Source organism: Streptomyces sp. NPDC100445 (genome assembly GCF_044759735.1).
In the GTDB taxonomy this organism is placed as follows: domain Bacteria; phylum Actinomycetota; class Actinomycetes; order Streptomycetales; family Streptomycetaceae; genus Streptomyces.
Genome location: NZ_JBIVZV010000002.1, coordinates 197888 through 213980, shown reverse-complemented (window position 1 = coordinate 213980; position 16093 = coordinate 197888). Strand labels below are relative to the sequence as shown.

The following is a 16093-nucleotide window of genomic DNA, read 5'->3' as shown; positions in this document are numbered from 1 at the left end:
CATGACGGCCGTCGTACGTATCCTGCTCCGCCGTATCGTCCTGCTCGTACCGCTGCTCCTCGGCATCGTGCTGTTCGTCTTCCTGGTGATGCGGTTCTCGGACGCCGACCCGGCGTCCGCGTTCTTCCAGGGCGCCAATCCGACCCCCCGGCAGCTGCACGACTTCCGGGCGCGCAACGGGCTGCTGGACCCGCTGCCCGTGCGCTACGTCCACTTCGTCGGCGACCTGCTCCACGGTGACCTCGGCACCAGCGCCCTGACCCGCTCCCCGGTGGCCGGCCAGGTCGCCACCGCGCTGCCGCTCACCCTCCAGCTGACCTTCCTCGGGCTCGCGCTGGCGGTGGTGGTGGCGCTGGCGGGCGGGGTGACGGCGGCCGTGTACCGGGACCGGGTGCCTGACCAGGTCGTCCGGGTCGTCTCGCTGGTCGGGGTGGCGGCGCCGGGGTTCTGGCTGGCGCTGCTGATGATCCAGTACCTGGCCGTCGACCGGGGCTGGTTCCCGACCGGCGGCTACGTCAACCCCGCCGACTCCGTCACCGGCTGGCTGCGGACCATGACCCTGCCCGCCGTCGCGCTGTCCCTGCCGGTGGCCGCGCAGCTGACCCGGATCGTACGGACGTCGGTCGTGGAGGAGCTGGACAAGGACTACGTGCGCACCGCGATCGGCAGCGGACTGCCGCCCCGGGTGGTGGTCGGCCGGAACGTCCTCAGGAACGCGCTGGTCAACCCGCTGACCGTGCTGGGGCTGCGCGTCGGCTACCTCCTGGGCGGCGCCGTCGTCATCGAGACGATCTTCTCCCTGCCCGGCATGGGCAAGCTGATGATCGACGCCGTGCAGAACGGTGACCCGGCCGTCGTGCAGGGGGTCGTCCTGACCACCGCCACCGGGTTCGTCGTCGTCAACCTCGTCATCGACCTCCTGTACCTGCTGGTCAACCCACGTCTGAGGACGGGCTGATGATCACGCGCGCGGCTCTCACCGAGCGGCTCTCCCGGCCCGGCGTCCGACTGCGCGGCCTGCGCCGGCTGCCGCTGTCGTCGAAGGCCGCCGTATGCTTCCTGGCCCTGGTCGTCCTGGTCGCCGTACTGGCTCCGCTGCTCGCCCCGCACGACCCGCTGGACCAGCAGGACCCGGCCGGCGGCACCGGGCAGCCGTCCGCCGCGCACTGGATGGGGCAGGACAGCCTGGGCCGGGACATCCTGAGCCGGCTCATGTACGGCGCCCGGTGGTCCCTCGCCATCGGCCTGGGCGCCACCGGGCTCGCCCTGGTCGCCGGGGCCCTGCTCGGGGCGCTCGCCGCCACCTCCCGCAGATCCGTCGACGAGACGCTGATGCGCTGCCTCGACGTGGTGATGGCGTTCCCCGGCATCGCCCTCGCGGCCGTGCTCGTCGCCGTGTTCGGCGGCGGGATCGGCGTGCTGATCTGCGCCCTCGCGTTCCTGTTCACCCCGCCGGTGGCCCGCGTGGTCCGCGCCAACGTCCTGGCCCAGTACGGCGAGGACTACGTCACCGCCGAACGGGTCATCGGCGCCCGCACCCGGCACATCGTGCTGCGGCACGTGGCCGTCAACTGCGCCGCCCCGGTGCTGGTGTTCTGCACCGTCCAGGTCGCCGAGGCCATCGTGTTCGAGGCGTCGCTGTCCTTCATCGGCGCGGGCGTACGGCCCCCCGACCCGTCGTGGGGCAGTGTCATCGCCGACGGCAAGAACATGGTGCTGACCGGCGGCTGGTGGGCCACCGTCTTCCCCGGGCTGCTCATCCTGCTCACCGTGCTGTCGCTGAACATCCTGGCCGAGGGCGTCTCCGACGCCTGGGCGGCGCCCGCGCCCCGTGAACCGGCGGCGCCGGCGGACCGGCTGGAGACACCCGAGCCCGGCAGCGGCGAGGTGGTGGAGCTGCCGGGCCTCGCCGAGGCCGCCGGGCGGCTGCGCGCCCGGGCCCGGCCGCTGCCCGCCCGGGACGGGCAGCCGGTGCTCGCCGTGGAGAACCTCACCGTCGGCTTCCCGGACCGGCATCGGGGCGTGGACGTGGTGGCCGGGGTCGGTTTCGAGGTGTACCCCGGGGAGGTGCTGGGACTGGTCGGCGAGTCGGGCTGCGGGAAGTCGCTGACCGCGCTGACCGTCATGGGTCTCCAGCCCGCCGGGGCGCGGGTGCGGGGCCAGGTGCGGTTCCGGCAGCGGGACCTGCTCACCGAACCGGCGCGGGCCCGGCGGCGTCTCCTCGGCCACGAGATGGCCATGGTCCACCAGGACGCCCTGTCCGCCCTCAACCCCGGCATGACCGTCCGCGCCCAGCTGGCGCAGCTGGTCCGGCGCGGGGGCCGCCGCAGCCCGCGCGAGCTGCTGACGCTGGTCGGGCTGGACCCGGAACGCACCCTGCGCAGCTACCCGCACGAACTGTCCGGCGGGCAGCGCCAGCGCGTCCTCATCGCCATGGCCCTCTCCCGCGAGCCCGGCCTGATCGTCGCCGACGAACCCACCACCGCCCTGGACGTCACCGTGCAGGCCCAGGTGATGGAGCTGCTGCTGCGGCTGCGCGGTGAGCTGGGCTTCGCGCTGCTCCTGGTCTCGCACGACCTCGCGCTGGTCGCCGACGTCACCGACCGGGTGGTGGTCATGTACGGCGGGCAGATCGTGGAGAGCGGTGTCACCGCCGACCTGGTGGCCGCTCCGGCCCACCACTACACGCGCGGCCTGCTCGCCGCCGTGCTGTCGCTGGAGTCCGCCGAGGACCGCCTGGCCCAGATCAAAGGGGTCGTACCGGCTCCCGCCGGGTTCCCCCCGGGCTGCCGGTTCGCCGACCGCTGCCCGCTGGCCGGCGAGGTGTGCCGTACGACCGCCCCGGTCCTCGCGGGCACCCCAGCGCACACGGCCGCCTGCCACCACCCGGCGGTGGACCTGACGTCGGCGCAGAGCGAGGAGGCCCGCCCGTGACGGCCGTCGTCGAGGTACGGGACGCGCACGTCGTCCACCGGGCGCGCGGGGGCGGCCTGTTCCGGCGCGACCGGGTGTACGCGCTGACCGGCGCCACCCTGCGCGTCGGCGCCGGTGAGACGGTCGGCGTGGTCGGCGAGTCGGGGTGCGGGAAGTCGACGCTGGCCAAGGTGCTCGTCGGCGTCGAACGGCCCGTGCGCGGAACGGTGGCGTTCCGGGGCCGGGACCTGTGGACGATGCCGCCCGCCGAACGCCGGGCCACGGTGGGCGCGGGCGTCGGCATGGTCTTCCAGGACCCGTCGACGGCCCTCAACCGCCGGCTGACCGTCCGCCGCGTCCTGCGCGACCCGCTGGACGTCCACGGACGCGGCACCCGGGCCGGACGCGAGGAACGGGTGCGGGAGTTGATGGGCCTGGTCGGCCTGCCCGGGGCCCTTGCCGACGCCGTCCCCGGGCAGTTGTCCGGCGGGCAGCGCCAGCGCGTCGCCATCGCCCGCGCGCTGGCGCTGGAACCCGCCCTGCTCGTCGCCGACGAACCGACCAGCGCCCTGGACGTGTCGGTCCGCGCGCAGATCCTCAACCTCCTGCTCGACCTGCGCGAACGCCTCGGTCTGGCCCTGGTGTTCGTATCCCACGACATCCAGACGGTACGGCGGATGAGCGACCGGGTGATCACCATGTACCTCGGCCGGATCGTGGAGGAGACCCCGGCCGACCGGGTCACCGGCGCGGCCCGGCACCCGTACACCCGCGCCCTTTTCTCGGCCACGCCCGGCCTGCTGCACCCCGTCGAACCGATCCCGCTGACCGGGCCCGTGCCCTCGGCGACCCGCCCGCCGAGCGGCTGCCCGTTCCGCACCCGCTGCTGGAGGGCGGACGAGGTGTGCGCCGCGGCCATGCCCGACTTCACGGCCGCGTCGCACCCCGGGCACCGCTACCGCTGCCACCATCCTGTGGAGGAGGACCAGCCGGCCCCCGACCCCGCGCGCCAGGAGCCCCGATGACCTTTCCCGCCCCGCTCACCGGTGTCGTCCCGCCCGTCTGCACACCCCTGACACCGGAACGCGAGGTGGACGTCCCCTCACTGCTGCGCCTGGTCGACCACCTCGTCGAGGGCGGGGTGCACGGGCTGTTCCTGCTCGGCTCCACGTCGGAGGCGGCCTTCCTGACGGACGCGCAGCGCCGCCAGGTGGTGGCGGCCGTGACGGCCCACGTGGCCGGGCAGCTGCCCGTCCTCGCGGGCGCCATCGACATGACCACCCCCCGGGTGCTCGAACACGTGGCGGCGGTCACCGCGGCCGGCGCGCAGGCCGTCGTCGTCACCGCGCCCTTCTACGCCCGCACCCACCCCGCGGAGATCGTCCACCACTACCGCCGGATCGCCGCCGCCAGCCCCGTCCCGGTCATCGCCTACGACATCCCCGCCGCCGTGCACAGCAAGCTTCCGGCCGAGCTGCTGCTGGGGCTCGCCGGGGACGGGGTGCTGGCCGGGGTGAAGGACTCCAGCGGGGACCTGGCGGCCTTCCGGGAGGTCGTCACCGGCGCCCGCGCCCACCCCGGCTTCAGCGTGCTGACCGGCTCCGAGCTGATCGCCGACGCGGCGCTGGCGCTGGGCGCCGACGGGGCGGTGCCGGGGCTGGCCAACGTCGACCCGCACGGCTACGTCCGCCTGTACCGGCGGTGCCGGGCCGGTGACACGGAGGGCGCACGGGCCGAACAGGAGCGGCTGTGCGCGCTGTTCGGGCTGACCGGGGTGGGGGACCCGGCGCGCATGGGCGGCAGCTCGTCGGCGCTGGGCGCGTTCAAGGCGGCGCTGCACCTGCGGGGCGTCATCGACTGCCCGGTGACGGCCGAGCCGCAGGTGCCGCTGTCCGGCGAGGAGGTCGACAGGGTCGGCAGGTTTTTGGCGGCGGCCGGACTGCTGGACCCCGGCCCTCAGGACAGCGGCAGCGGCAGCCTGCGGAACTCCAGTGACTCGTACGGGCTCTGACTCCCGGTCTCGTACAGGACACCGATCGTCCCGGGGTCGGGCTGGGTCAGGTCCGAGTAGGCGGCCGGGCGGTCCGCGAGGGTGAGCAGCCGGGTGAAGGTGTGCCCGGCGTCCGTGCTGGACCACAGGGCCAGGGCGCGGCGGGCGGTCGGCACGGAGGGCGCGGAGAACAGCAGCGGGGCGCCGGGGCCCGCGGGGCGCAGGACGCTGCCCTGGACCACCGGGACGGCGTCCAGGGTCGGCTGGACGGCGTAGGGGCGGTCCAGGGTGCGTCCGCCGTCGGACGAGTAGCTGTCCAGACGGTTGCCGGGGGCGGTGCCGTCCTGGTCGCGGGAGCCGAGGTACACGCGGCCGTCGGCCAGCTCGGCGGCGGTGGTCTCGTCGGCGTTGGTCACCCCGTCGTAGCCGGCGTCCACGAAGCCCAGGTGCCAGGTGCGGCCGGAGTCGTCGCTGTAGAGGGCGTGGCCGCCGTGGTAGCGGGGCTCCTGCCCGGTGTCGGGGGAACCGGCGGGCGGGGCGGCGGAGTGGTTGGCGGGGACGAGGAGGCGGCCGGCGTGCGGACCCCGGGTGAGGGCGACGGCGTGACCGGGGCCGGTGGCGTACCAGCGCCAGCCCGGCCGCGTCACCCCGGCCGTGATGTCCCGGGGCGCCGTGAAGTGCCGGCCGTCGTCCCGGCTCAGCTGCACGAACACCCGGCGGCCCCGCTCCGGGGGGACCTCGCCGCGCGTGATCTGCGCCTGGGTGACGGCGCCGCTGTTGCCGCAGGTCACCAGCACGACCGCGCCGGTACGCGGGTCGACCACCGGTGCCGGGTTGCCCCGGGTGTCACCCCGCCCGGCGGCCACCACCGCCGGCGGGCCCCAGGTGCAGCCGCCGTCGGTGGAGCGGCGCAGGACGACGTCGATGTCCCCGGTGTCCCCCGCGCCGTCCCGCCGGCCCTCGGCGAAGGCCAGCACGGTGCCCTGCCGGGTGACGACCACCGCGGGAATCCGGTACGCGGCGTATCCGCCTCGCCCGGAGAGGTAGGGCACGGAGGAGACACACCCGGCGGACGAGGCGTACGCGGGCACCGGGACCAGTCCCAGGAGCACCAGCCCGACGAGGACCCAACGGCACAGCACGCTCACCCCCCGATCCTGCCCGCATCCCCCGCCGCCCCGCCCCGATCCCCCGACAACCACCCACACGAGTCCCTGCCGGAATCCGGGGCGACCACGCGAACGCCGTCGGCGCTTCGAACCCGGTCGGCCCGCTCGGTCGAGGAGCAGGCCCGGCGAGCCGGGGAAGCGCCCGGTGGGAGGCAACCGACCGGCCGGACGGCGGTCAAGTGGACGTCAGCCGCCGTACGACGAGCGACTCGGCAGGCCCCCACCGGGAGCGCGGCCCGACGCGTCCACGCGGACCATGCCCAGGAGGCGAGCAGGGCCCGCCACGCGAACCGGCAGCCACCGGGCGGCCCCGGCCAGAGGGGGGACGAGCCGTGCGCCGGACAGGCACCCGTACGGCGGCGGCTCGGCGTGCCTCCACGGAGGGAGCAGGGCGGAGCCCCACACGGGCCACACGGACGCCGGCACCCAGCGCACCCGCCCCGAGAGGCACCCGCGCCCGACGGACCCCCGGCCCCGCCACGGCGACCGCGGACACCCGGAGGCCCCGGCCGAGGAAGGCCGGAACCGTGCGCGCCGCACAGGCGGCCGGACGGCGCGGTACGGAACCGGGGGCCGCCCTACGCCGTCCCGCTGACGACAGGAACCCGTGCGGCAGTGCCCCGGCCGGTTCCCAACCGGGCGGTCCGAGCGGCCGAACAGGCCGGGCAGGCGGAGCCGGGCCGGGCAAACCCGAGCAGGCCGCGCCGGGGCCGGGCAGGCCGAACGGGGTCAGGACGGGGTTCGGGCTGCTGTCAGGAGGCGGGTCACGTCGTCGGCGCAGATGGTGAGGGCCGCGCCCACCGTGGCGAGGGCGTCGCGTTCGGCCGGGGTGTAGGGGCCGTCGGCGAGGGCGATGCGGGCGGCCTGGACGAGGAGCGCCTCGCGGCCGGCGGGGGCCAGGTGCGGGGCGAGCGGGTCCAGGGCCTCGTGCAGCTCTATGGTGAGGCTCGCGCTGCCCGGCTGCTCGAAGAAGCGGCCGGTGTCCAGGGTGAGGGCCTCGACCAGGGCGGCCAGCTGGTCCTCGGTGCAGTCGGCGAAGCCGGCCGCGCGGACGGCGGTGGCGGCCGCCTCCAGGGCCGTACGGGAGCCGGTGCCGCCCGCGGCGAGGACGGCGAGGGCGACGGTGTGCACGGCGTCGCGGAGCATCGCGGAGAAGCGGCGGGTGGTGGGGTGGTCCAGGACGTCGGGGCCGTAGTGCCGGTGGCAGGCCGCGCACTCCACGACCGGTCCGGCCGACCCGCGGGGCAGCACGGGCACGCCCAGCACGGTGAGGCGGCGGCGCCCGGTGAGCCGCTGGTAGTTGCGGTCGCCGCCGCAGCCGGGGCAGTAGAAGTCGCCGTCCCCGGCGGGGGTCCACGCGGTGCGGGTGCCCAGGATGCGCGCAGCCCTGGCGGCTCGGCCGTCTCGTCCCCGTACTGGCAGCACGTCGCACCTCCGTAACCGCGCGGCAACATCGCCGCACTGGCGTGATGTTAGCCACATCACGGAGGCTGAGTCAGTACCCGGAAGAGACCTTTCCGTGACCTGGGGTGCGCGGTGGCCGAGAACCGACGGGGCCCCGGCCGTCGGTACCGCACGGCCGGGGCCCCGGATCGGGTGGTGCGCGGGCGTCAGCGGCCGGCGCGGTTGACGGCGGAGACGACCGCCTTCAGCGAGGCGCGCGTGGTGTTCGCGTCGATGCCGATGCCCCACAGGACCTTGTCGCCGATGGCGCACTCGATGTACGAGGCGGCCTGCGCGGAGGCGCCCTCGCTCATCGTGTGCTCCTGGTAGTCCAGCAGGCGTACGTCGACACCGACGGACTGGAGGGCGTCGAAGAAGGCCGAGATCGGACCGTTGCCGGAGCCGGTCAGGACGGTGTCCTCGCCGTCGACGGTGGCCTCGACGGTCAGGGTGTCCACCCCGTCGGTGTCGGTCGTCGACTGCCCGGTCTTCAGCTGGACGCGGCCCCACGGGTTGTCCGGGTTCGGCAGGTACTCGTCCTGGAAGACGGCCCAGATGTCCTTCGGCGTGATCTCGCCGCCCTCGGCGTCCGTCTTCGCCTGGATGATCTTGGAGAACTCGATCTGCATCCGGCGCGGCAGTTCCAGCTTGTGGTCGTTCTTCAGGACGTAGGAGACACCGCCCTTGCCGGACTGGGAGTTGACGCGGATGACGGCCTCGTAGGAGCGGCCGACGTCCTTGGGGTCGATCGGCAGGTACGGCACGGCCCACTCGATGTCGTCCACGGTGACGCCCCGGGCCGCGGCGTCGGCCTCCATGGCGTCGAAGCCCTTCTTGATGGCGTCCTGGTGGGAGCCGGAGAAGGACGTGTAGACCAGGTCGCCCACGTACGGGTGGCGCGGGTGGACCTCCATCTGGTTGCAGTACTCCCACGTACGGCGGATCTCGTCGATGTCGGAGAAGTCGATCTGCGGGTCGACGCCTTGGGAGAACAGGTTCATGCCCAGGGTGACCAGGTCGACGTTGCCGGTGCGCTCGCCCTGCCCGAACAGGCAGCCCTCGACGCGGTCGGCGCCGGCCATCAGCGCCAGCTCGGCCGCGGCGACGGCCGTGCCGCGGTCGTTGTGCGGGTGGACGGACAGGCAGACGTACTCGCGGCGGGAGAGGTTGCGGTGCATCCACTCGAAGCGGTCCGCGTGCGTGGAGGGGGTCGAACGCTCCACGGTGGCGGGCAGGTTGAGGATGATCTCGCGGCCCGGGCCCGGCTGGTGGACGTCCATGACGGCCTCGCAGACCTCCAGGGCGAAGTCCAGCTCGGTGTCGGTGAAGATCTCGGGGCTGTACTGGTAGCCGAACTCCGTCTCCGGTCCCAGCAGCTTCTCGGCGTACTCCATCACCAGGCGGGTGCCGTCGACGGCGATCTGCTTGATGTCGTCCTTGGAGCCGCGGAAGACGACGCGGCGGAAGACCGGCGCGGTCGCGTTGTACAGGTGGACGGTGGCCCGGCGGGCGCCCTTCAGGGACTCCACGGTCCGCTCGATCAGGTCCTCGCGGGCCTGGGTGAGGACGGAGACGGTCACGTCCTCGGGGATCGCGCCCTCCTCCTCGATGATGGAGCGCACGAAGTCGAAGTCGGTCTGGCCGGACGCGGGGAAGCCGACCTCGATCTCCTTGTAGCCCATCGCGACCAGCTGGTCGAACATCCGGCGCTTGCGCTCGGGCGACATCGGGTCGATCAGGGACTGGTTGCCGTCGCGCAGGTCGGTCGAGAGCCAGCGGGGGGCGGCGGTGATCCGCTTTCCGGGCCAGGTGCGGTCGGCGATGTCGACCTGCTCGTAGCGGCCGTACTTGTGGATCGGCATGCGGCTGGGCTGCTGGCGGTTGGCCATGATGCGTAAGGCTCCTCAAGGGGTCCGGAAGGACGGCCGACGACGCAACGCCAAGCTCCGCGGGGAGGGAGTCGGCCTCGACTACAGGCCCTCGCCGCGGCAGCTAAGAAGGAGCAGCCAGGAACGCATGATGTTCCGCAGCCTAGCCGAGCCGCTCCGGGGGCGCGGGCCTGTCCCAGTATGCGGGACCGGTGCCGAGAGTCCATACAAAATGGACATAAAGTGCGTCGGACCACATCGCCCTACCATGAGGTCACGGAGTGTCGCGCTCCCTGTCCCGGTATTTCACCAATCATGGTGGCAGGTAGTGACATCGACATCACGTAGTGCAATGGTCCGAACATGACCGACAACGGGGGCTTGACGCCCGTCTTCTGCACGATCGTGCCGCCACACGTCCTCGACCGGCTCGCCCGCCACGAGGACCCCGCGCTGTCCGGCCCGGCCCGCCGCTCCCTGGAGCACGACGCCTACCAGCGCACCAAGCGCCGCCTGACCACGGTCGTCGGCGCGCCCGCCGTCGCCGCGCCGGCCGGCGCCGCCGCCGACCAGCCGCACCGCACCGTCTACGACGCCGGGCACACCCAGGACCTGCCCGGCCACCGCGTCCGCGCGGAGGGCTCCGACCCCGGCTCCGACGCGAGCGTCAACCGCGCCTACGCGGGCCTGGGCGCCACCTTCGAGCTGTACCTGAAGGCGTACGGCCGGCACTCCATCGACGACCACGGGCTCCCGCTGGACGCCACCGTGCACTTCGGGGAGGGCTACGACAACGCCTTCTGGAACGGCGAGCAGATGGTGTTCGGCGACGGCGACGACGAGATCTTCCTCGACTTCACCATCCCGGTCGACGTCATCGGGCACGAGCTGACCCACGGCGTCACCCAGCACACCGCCAACCTCACCTACTTCGGGCAGCCCGGCGCGCTCAACGAGTCCGTCTCCGACGTCTTCGGCTCGCTGATCAAGCAGTACACGCTCGGCCAGACCGCCGCCGACGCCGACTGGCTGATCGGCGCCGGGCTCCTCGCGCCACGCGTCCAGGGCACCGCCCTGCGCTCGATGAAGGCACCGGGCACGGCGTACGACGACGACGTCCTCGGCAAGGACCCGCAGCCGGCCACCATGGAGGACTACGTCCGCACCGGCCGCGACAACGGCGGCGTGCACATCAACTCGGGCATCCCCAACCACGCCTTCTACCTCGCGGCCACCGCCCTCGGCGGCTACGCCTGGGAGAAGGCCGGCCGGATCTGGTACGACGTGCTCACCGGCGGCCGGCTGAAGAAGGACGCCCAGTTCGCCGACTTCGCCACACTGACGGTGAAGGCGGCACGCGAGCGGTACGGGGCGGGCGACGAACTCCAGGCCGTGCAGAAGGCCTGGGAGGAGGTAGGGGTGCGCACGCTCTAGTTCCGTACTAGACAGGGACCCATGCGTATTCAAGTGCGGCGCACGGGCGGTTTCGCGGGCATCGAACGCCGGGCCGAGGTGGACACCTCGGGCCGGCCCGACGCCGACGAGTGGCAGGCCCTGGCCGGACGCGCCCTCGCGTCCGGCCAGGACACGCCACCGGCGGGCGTCCCGGACGGCTTCCGCTACGAGATCACGGTGGACGGCCGCACGGTGTACGCGGCGGACCCCCGGCTCACCGACGAACAGCGGGAGTTGGTGTCACGGGTGCTGAAGGAGGGCGCCTGAGGCCGCCCAGTCCTCGCGGAGCAGCCCGAACTCCACGGTGTCGTACCACTCCCGGCCCACCCGTACGGCTTCCCGCCGGCGGCCCTCCTCCACGAAGCCCAGGCGGCGGAAGGCCCGCAGGGCGCGCTCGTTGCCGCTCCAGGTGTCCAGTTCCACCCGGCGCAGCCGGCAGGCGCCGAAGAGGTGGCCGAGCAGCAGCCGCAGCGCCTCGGAGCCGTGTCCGCCGCCCCAGCGGTCCCGCTCGCCGATGGTGATGCCGACGGTCGCCCGCCCCGCGAACACGTCCAGGTCACGGTAGTCGGCCATACCGATGGCCCGTCCGCCGTCCAGTTCCTCGACGGTGAAGGTGGCCCCGTCCCGGGGGTCCTCGCGCAGCCGGGCCTCGTGGAAGCGCTCCACGGCCTCCCGGCTCACCGGGCCGAAGTGGGGGTGGCCGCCGGTCGCCCAGTGCGCCACCTCGGGGTCGTTGCGCCAGCGCAGTTGGGCGTCGAGGTCGTCGGCGCGCAAGGCGCGGAGTCGTATGAGCTTGCCTTCGAGCATCGGGCGATCATAGGACGACCGCGCGACGACCGCGCGGTGCGCGGGCGTTGACGGGGATCACGCGGGGTAAGGATGATCCGGGGATGGCGACTGACGCAGGTGCTCCCCGCCCGGCGGCCCCGGCCCCGGGCGCTCCGGTCCCGCGGTTCCCGGACGGCTTCCGGTGGGGGGTGTCGACCTCGGCGCACCAGATCGAGGGAGCGGCCGGGCAGCGGGAACCGTCCGTCTGGGACGTCTTCACCGCCGAGCCGGGCCGGGTCAAGGACGGCTCCACGGCGGCCGTCGCCTGCGACCACTACCACCGCTACGCCGAGGACGTGGCCCTCCTCGCCGGCCTCGGCGTGGACGCCTACCGGTTCTCGGTCTCCTGGCCGCGGGTGAACTCCCCCGGCGGCCTGGACTTCTACGACCGGCTGGTGGACGAGCTGTGCGCGGCGGGCGTACGGCCCGTGCCCACCCTCTTCCACTGGGACCTGCCCGCCTCGCTGGACTGGCTGCGCCGGGACACCGCCGAGCGGTTCGCCGCCTACGTGGCGGTCGTCGCCGACCGGCTCGGGGACCGCGTGGGCACCTGGATCACCCTGAACGAGCCCGCCGAACACACCCTGCTGGGACACGCGCTGGGTGTCCACGCGCCGGGCAGGCAGCTCCTCTTCGACGCCCTCCCGGCCGCCCACCACCAGCTCCTCGCGCACGGTCTCGCGGTACGGGCGCTGCGCGCGGCCGGGGCTACGGACATCGGCATCGCCAACTCCCACGGACCGACCTGGCCGGCCTCCGGCGACCCGGCGGACACGGAGGCGGCCGGCCTCCACGACGCGCTGCTCAACCGGCTGTTCGCCGAACCGGTGATCCTCGGGCGGTACCCGGAGGGGATGGAGGCGCTGATGCCCGGTGACGTGGCGGCCGACCTGCGGATCATCGCCGAGCCCGTCGACTGGTACGGCGTCAACTACTACGCCCCGACCCGGGTGGGCGCCCCCCGGGAGGGCGACACCGAGTACGGCGGGGTGCGGCTGCCCGCCGGACTCCCCTTCTCGCTACGGGAGATCGAGGGGCGGCCGGTCACCGACTTCGGCTGGCCGGTGGTGCCCGAGGGACTGACCGAACTGCTGACCGGCTTCCGCGACCGCTACGGCGACCGGCTCCCGCCCGTCGTCATCACCGAGAACGGCTGCTCCTACGAGGGCCTCGACGACCAGGAACGCATCGCCTACCTGGACGGCCACATCCGGGCACTGCACACCGCGATGACCGCCGGGGTCGACGTGCGGGGCTACTTCGTGTGGTCCCTGCTGGACAACTTCGAGTGGGCGGAGGGCTACGCCCGCCGGTTCGGGCTCGTCCACGTGGACCGCGAGACCCTGCGGCGCACCCCCAAGGCGTCCTACCACTGGTTCCGCGACCTGCTGCGGGCCCAGAGGTGAGACCCGCCCGGACCCGCCGCTACAGGACGCCGGCGTCGCGGGCGCTCCACAGGGTGGGGAAGAGCGGCCGGTAGCCCAGTTCGCGGCGGATGCGGTCGGTGGAGGCGAGCGCGTACCAGGGGTCGGGATCGGGGCCGTCCGCCGGCGGCTCCACGCCGAGCAACTGGTGGATCTCCAGCACCGTCACCGGGGCGTCGTCGGCGATGTTGTACACCCGGCCGCCGGCGCCGGGAGCGCGCAGCAGGCGGGTCAGTCCCTGGGCGGCGTCGGCGACGTGCACCAGCTGGTGTCGCTTGGTGGCCGGCTGGGAGGCGGTCCAGCGGGTGATGCCGGGCAGGTGCGGATCGCCCTCGCCGTAGACGAAGGCCAGGCGGCCCACCCGGACGTCCAGTCCGTCCAGCGCCAGCAGCCCGCGCTCGGCCTCCGCCTTGGACCGCGGGTAGGCCGTCCACAGCGGGCCGCCCGGCACCGTGGGGTCGTCCTCCACCAGCGGCCGTCCGCGCCCGGCGCCGTACACCAGGATGGTGCTCGCCTGCACGAACCGGTGCACCCCGAAGGAGCGGGCCGCCCGGCCCAGTTCCAGCGCGGCGTCCCGGTTGACCGCCCGGATCTCCTCGTCGGGCACGCCCCGGAAGGAGGCCGCGATGTTGACGACGGCGTCCACCCCGTCGAGCGCCTTGCCGAGGGCATCGGTGTCGCGCAGGTCGCCGACGACGACCTCGGCGCCGCCCGCGGCGAGGGAGGCGGCGCGCGCCTCGTCGCGGACGATCACCCGGACCCGCTCGCCGGGCCGCGCCGCGGCGAGCAGGCGGCCGGCGAACGCGCGGCCCACCTGTCCGGTGGCACCGGTGATCAGGGTCAGCATGGTGGTGCTCCTCTCGTTCGGTGCGCCCAGCCTGCGCGGCGGGCGGCGACGGCGGGAGAGACCTCCCGATCGGGGGACCGGCGGTCCCTGGCTGCGCCGCGCGGCCTGGCGCAGGCTGGAGGGGTGAACCGAACCGAACTCGCCGACTTCCTGCGCCGTGGCCGCGCCCGCCTGGGGCCGGCCGACGTGGGCCTCGCGCCCGGCACCCGCCGCCGTACCCCGGGACTGCGCCGGGAGGAGGTGGCCGCGCTGGCCGGCATGTCGGTGGACTACTACACGCGGCTGGAGCAGCGCCGCGGCCCGCGCCCGTCCCGCCAGATGCTCACGGCGCTGGCCCGCGCGCTGCGGCTGACCGACGACGAACGCGACCACCTGTTCCACCTGGTGGGCGAGGAGCCGCCGCGCCGGGAGGCGGCCTCCGCGCACGTCCGCCCGGGACTGCTGCTGGTCCTGGACCGGCTGTACGACTCACCGGCGCAGGTGGTCACGGACTGCGGCACGGTGCTGGCGCAGAACGCGCTGGCGAAGGCCCTGGTCGGCGACGCGTCGGCGCGGCCGCCGCGCGAGCGGAACCTGACCCGGCGGTTCTTCCTGGACCCCACGGCCCGCGCCCTCTTCCCGCCCGAGGACCGCCCGGCGCACGCCCGCGACCACGTGGCCAACCTCCGCGCGGTGGCGGCGGCCCGGCCCGACGACCCGGAGCCGGCCGCCCTGGTGGCCGAACTGCGGGCGGGGAGCGAGGAGTTCGCGCGGCTGTGGACCGCGCACGAGGTGTCCCTGCGTCGCCCGGCCGTCAAACGGTTCCTGCACCCGGTGGTGGGCCTGCTGGAACTGGAGTGCGAGGTCCTGCTCAGCCACGGCGGCCGGAACCAGCTCGTGCTGCACACGGCCCGCCCGGGCAGCGAGTCCCACGACCGCCTCCAGCTGCTGCGGGTGGTGGGCACGCAGGACCTCGGGCCCGGCACCGCCCCACTGGACGGCGCGCGGGGCGCGGCCCCCTGACGGTCGCCGGCGCCCCGACCCGGCGGGGCGCGGTCTAGAAGCCCAGCTTGCGGAGCTGCTTCGGGTCGCGCTGCCAGTCCTTGGCGACCTTGACGTGCAGGTCGAGGAAGACCGGCGTGCCGAGGAGCGCCTCGATCTGCTTGCGGGAACGGATGCCGACCTCCTTCAGGCGCTTGCCCTTGGGGCCGATGATGATCCCCTTCTGGCTGGGGCGTTCGATGTAGACGTTGGCGTGGATGTCGAGCAGCGGACGGTCCGCGGGACGGTCCTCGCGGGGCAGCATCTCCTCCACGACCACCGCGATGGAGTGCGGCAGCTCGTCCCGGACGCCCTCGAGCGCGGCCTCGCGGATCAGCTCGGCCACCATCACCTGCTCGGGCTCGTCCGTCAGGTCGCCCTCGGGGTAGAGCGCGGGGCTCTCGGGCAGCAGCGGGACCAGCAGGTCCGCGAGCAGGTCGACCTGCTGGGACCCGACCGCCGACACCGGGACGATCTCCGCCCACTCGAACCCCAGCTCCTTGCTCATCTGGTCGATGGCGATGAGCTGCTCGGCGAGGGCCTTGCTGTCGACGAGGTCGGTCTTGGTGACGATGGCGATCTTGGGCGTCTTGCGGATGCCCGCGAGCTCCTTGGCGATGAACCGGTCACCGGGGCCGATCTTCTGGTCGGCGGGCAGGCAGAAGCCGATCACGTCGACCTCGGCCCAGGTGGTGCGGACGATGTCGTTGAGGCGCTCGCCGAGCAGGGTGCGCGGCTTGTGCAGCCCGGGCGTGTCCACCAGGATCAGCTGGGCGTCCGGGCGGTGCACGATCCCCCGCACCGTGTGCCGGGTCGTCTGGGGGCGGTTGGAGGTGATGGCCACCTTCTGCCCGACCAGAGCGTTCGTGAGGGTGGACTTGCCCGCGTTGGGGCGGCCCACGAAGCAGGCGAAGCCGGCGCGGTGGACGGTCTCCGCCGGCTGCTCGGATGACTGGGTACGAACACTCATGCCGCCCATTCTCCCTGATCCACGGAGCCCCGCCGTACCAGCGTCCGCCACCGCCTTCCACCCGTGAGCTTCCGGAAACCCACCCGCAACGAAACGTCACGGAAACACACCCGTACGCGACCGGAAACGCCCGCCGGTGACGCTCTGACGAGCCCGCACACCGTTG

14 protein-coding genes are annotated in these 16093 nt (G+C 73.9%); 8 read left to right on the top strand and 6 right to left on the bottom strand.

Translation table 11 applies throughout. From position 1 onward, the window contains the following. Position 1: 1 nt before the first annotated feature. Genes ACIQVT_RS06315 through ACIQVT_RS06300 form a run of 4 tightly spaced genes read left to right on the top strand, consistent with a single transcriptional unit; the run spans position 2 to position 4924 of the window. Positions 2-958: an ABC transporter permease gene (locus ACIQVT_RS06315; RefSeq protein ID WP_403748408.1), complete on the top strand. Its 957-nt coding sequence runs from the start codon at positions 2-4 to the stop codon at positions 956-958. After that, positions 958-2934: a dipeptide/oligopeptide/nickel ABC transporter permease/ATP-binding protein gene (locus ACIQVT_RS06310; RefSeq protein ID WP_403748405.1), complete on the top strand. Its 1977-nt coding sequence runs from the start codon at positions 958-960 to the stop codon at positions 2932-2934. Before ACIQVT_RS06315 ends, ACIQVT_RS06310 begins: the two co-directional genes overlap by 1 nt. Next, on the top strand, positions 2931-3938 hold the full coding sequence (locus ACIQVT_RS06305) for an oligopeptide/dipeptide ABC transporter ATP-binding protein (protein WP_403748402.1): 1008 nt from the start codon (positions 2931-2933) through the stop codon (positions 3936-3938). The genes ACIQVT_RS06310 and ACIQVT_RS06305 overlap by 4 nt, the downstream gene beginning before the upstream one ends. Further along, a complete protein-coding gene (locus ACIQVT_RS06300; protein ID WP_403748398.1) occupies positions 3935-4924 on the top strand; it encodes a dihydrodipicolinate synthase family protein in 990 nt (329 codons plus the stop codon). The genes ACIQVT_RS06305 and ACIQVT_RS06300 overlap by 4 nt, the downstream gene beginning before the upstream one ends. On the opposite strand, the gene ACIQVT_RS06295 is transcribed toward ACIQVT_RS06300, so the two are convergent. The 3 genes from ACIQVT_RS06295 to leuA all read right to left on the bottom strand — a co-directional run bounded on the left by ACIQVT_RS06295 (position 4870) and on the right by leuA (position 9404). Continuing rightward, entirely contained in the window at positions 4870-6051 is a 1182-nt protein-coding gene (locus ACIQVT_RS06295) for an exo-alpha-sialidase (RefSeq protein ID WP_403748395.1), read from the bottom strand. The two genes, ACIQVT_RS06300 and ACIQVT_RS06295, sit on opposite strands and share 55 nt — an antisense overlap. 750 nt (positions 6052-6801) lie before the next feature. Then, positions 6802-7497, bottom strand: a complete 696-nt coding sequence (locus ACIQVT_RS06290) for a TerB family tellurite resistance protein (protein WP_403748393.1) — start codon at positions 7495-7497, stop codon at positions 6802-6804. Positions 7498-7682: 185 nt separating this feature from the next. Further along, complete coding sequence (leuA, locus tag ACIQVT_RS06285) at positions 7683-9404, bottom strand: 2-isopropylmalate synthase (RefSeq protein ID WP_403748391.1); 1722 nt, start codon at positions 9402-9404, stop codon at positions 7683-7685. A gap of 342 nt (positions 9405-9746) precedes the next feature. On the opposite strand from leuA, the gene ACIQVT_RS06280 reads away from it, so the two are divergent. Together ACIQVT_RS06280 and ACIQVT_RS06275 are read left to right on the top strand one after the other, a co-directional pair. Beyond that, a complete protein-coding gene (locus tag ACIQVT_RS06280; RefSeq protein ID WP_403748389.1) occupies positions 9747-10817 on the top strand; it encodes a M4 family metallopeptidase in 1071 nt (356 codons plus the stop codon). 21 nt (positions 10818-10838) lie between these two features. Then, positions 10839-11105, top strand: a complete 267-nt coding sequence (locus tag ACIQVT_RS06275; protein WP_403748387.1) for a protealysin inhibitor emfourin — start codon at positions 10839-10841, stop codon at positions 11103-11105. Here ACIQVT_RS06275 and ACIQVT_RS06270 read toward each other — a convergent pair. After that, the gene (locus ACIQVT_RS06270; RefSeq protein WP_403748384.1) at positions 11079-11645 is read right to left on the bottom strand and encodes a GNAT family N-acetyltransferase; all 567 of its coding nucleotides are present in this window, start codon (positions 11643-11645) and stop codon (positions 11079-11081) included. The genes ACIQVT_RS06275 and ACIQVT_RS06270 overlap by 27 nt on opposite strands. 83 nt (positions 11646-11728) lie before the next feature. Here ACIQVT_RS06270 and ACIQVT_RS06265 point away from each other — a divergent pair, with 83 nt between their 5' ends. Next, complete coding sequence (locus ACIQVT_RS06265) at positions 11729-13072, top strand: GH1 family beta-glucosidase (protein WP_403748382.1); 1344 nt, start codon at positions 11729-11731, stop codon at positions 13070-13072. Between the two features lie 19 nt (positions 13073-13091). On the opposite strand, the gene ACIQVT_RS06260 is transcribed toward ACIQVT_RS06265, so the two are convergent. Continuing rightward, a complete protein-coding gene (locus tag ACIQVT_RS06260; protein WP_403748380.1) occupies positions 13092-13937 on the bottom strand; it encodes an NAD-dependent epimerase/dehydratase family protein in 846 nt (281 codons plus the stop codon). Between the two features lie 123 nt (positions 13938-14060). On the opposite strand from ACIQVT_RS06260, the gene ACIQVT_RS06255 reads away from it, so the two are divergent. Continuing rightward, positions 14061-14939, top strand: a complete 879-nt coding sequence (locus tag ACIQVT_RS06255; protein ID WP_403748377.1) for a helix-turn-helix transcriptional regulator — start codon at positions 14061-14063, stop codon at positions 14937-14939. 34 nt (positions 14940-14973) lie between these two features. Here the strand turns inward: ACIQVT_RS06255 and era are convergent, their stop codons facing one another. Then, positions 14974-15927: a GTPase Era gene (gene era, locus ACIQVT_RS06250; protein ID WP_403748373.1), complete on the bottom strand. Its 954-nt coding sequence runs from the start codon at positions 15925-15927 to the stop codon at positions 14974-14976. Positions 15928-16093: the final 166 nt, after the last annotated feature.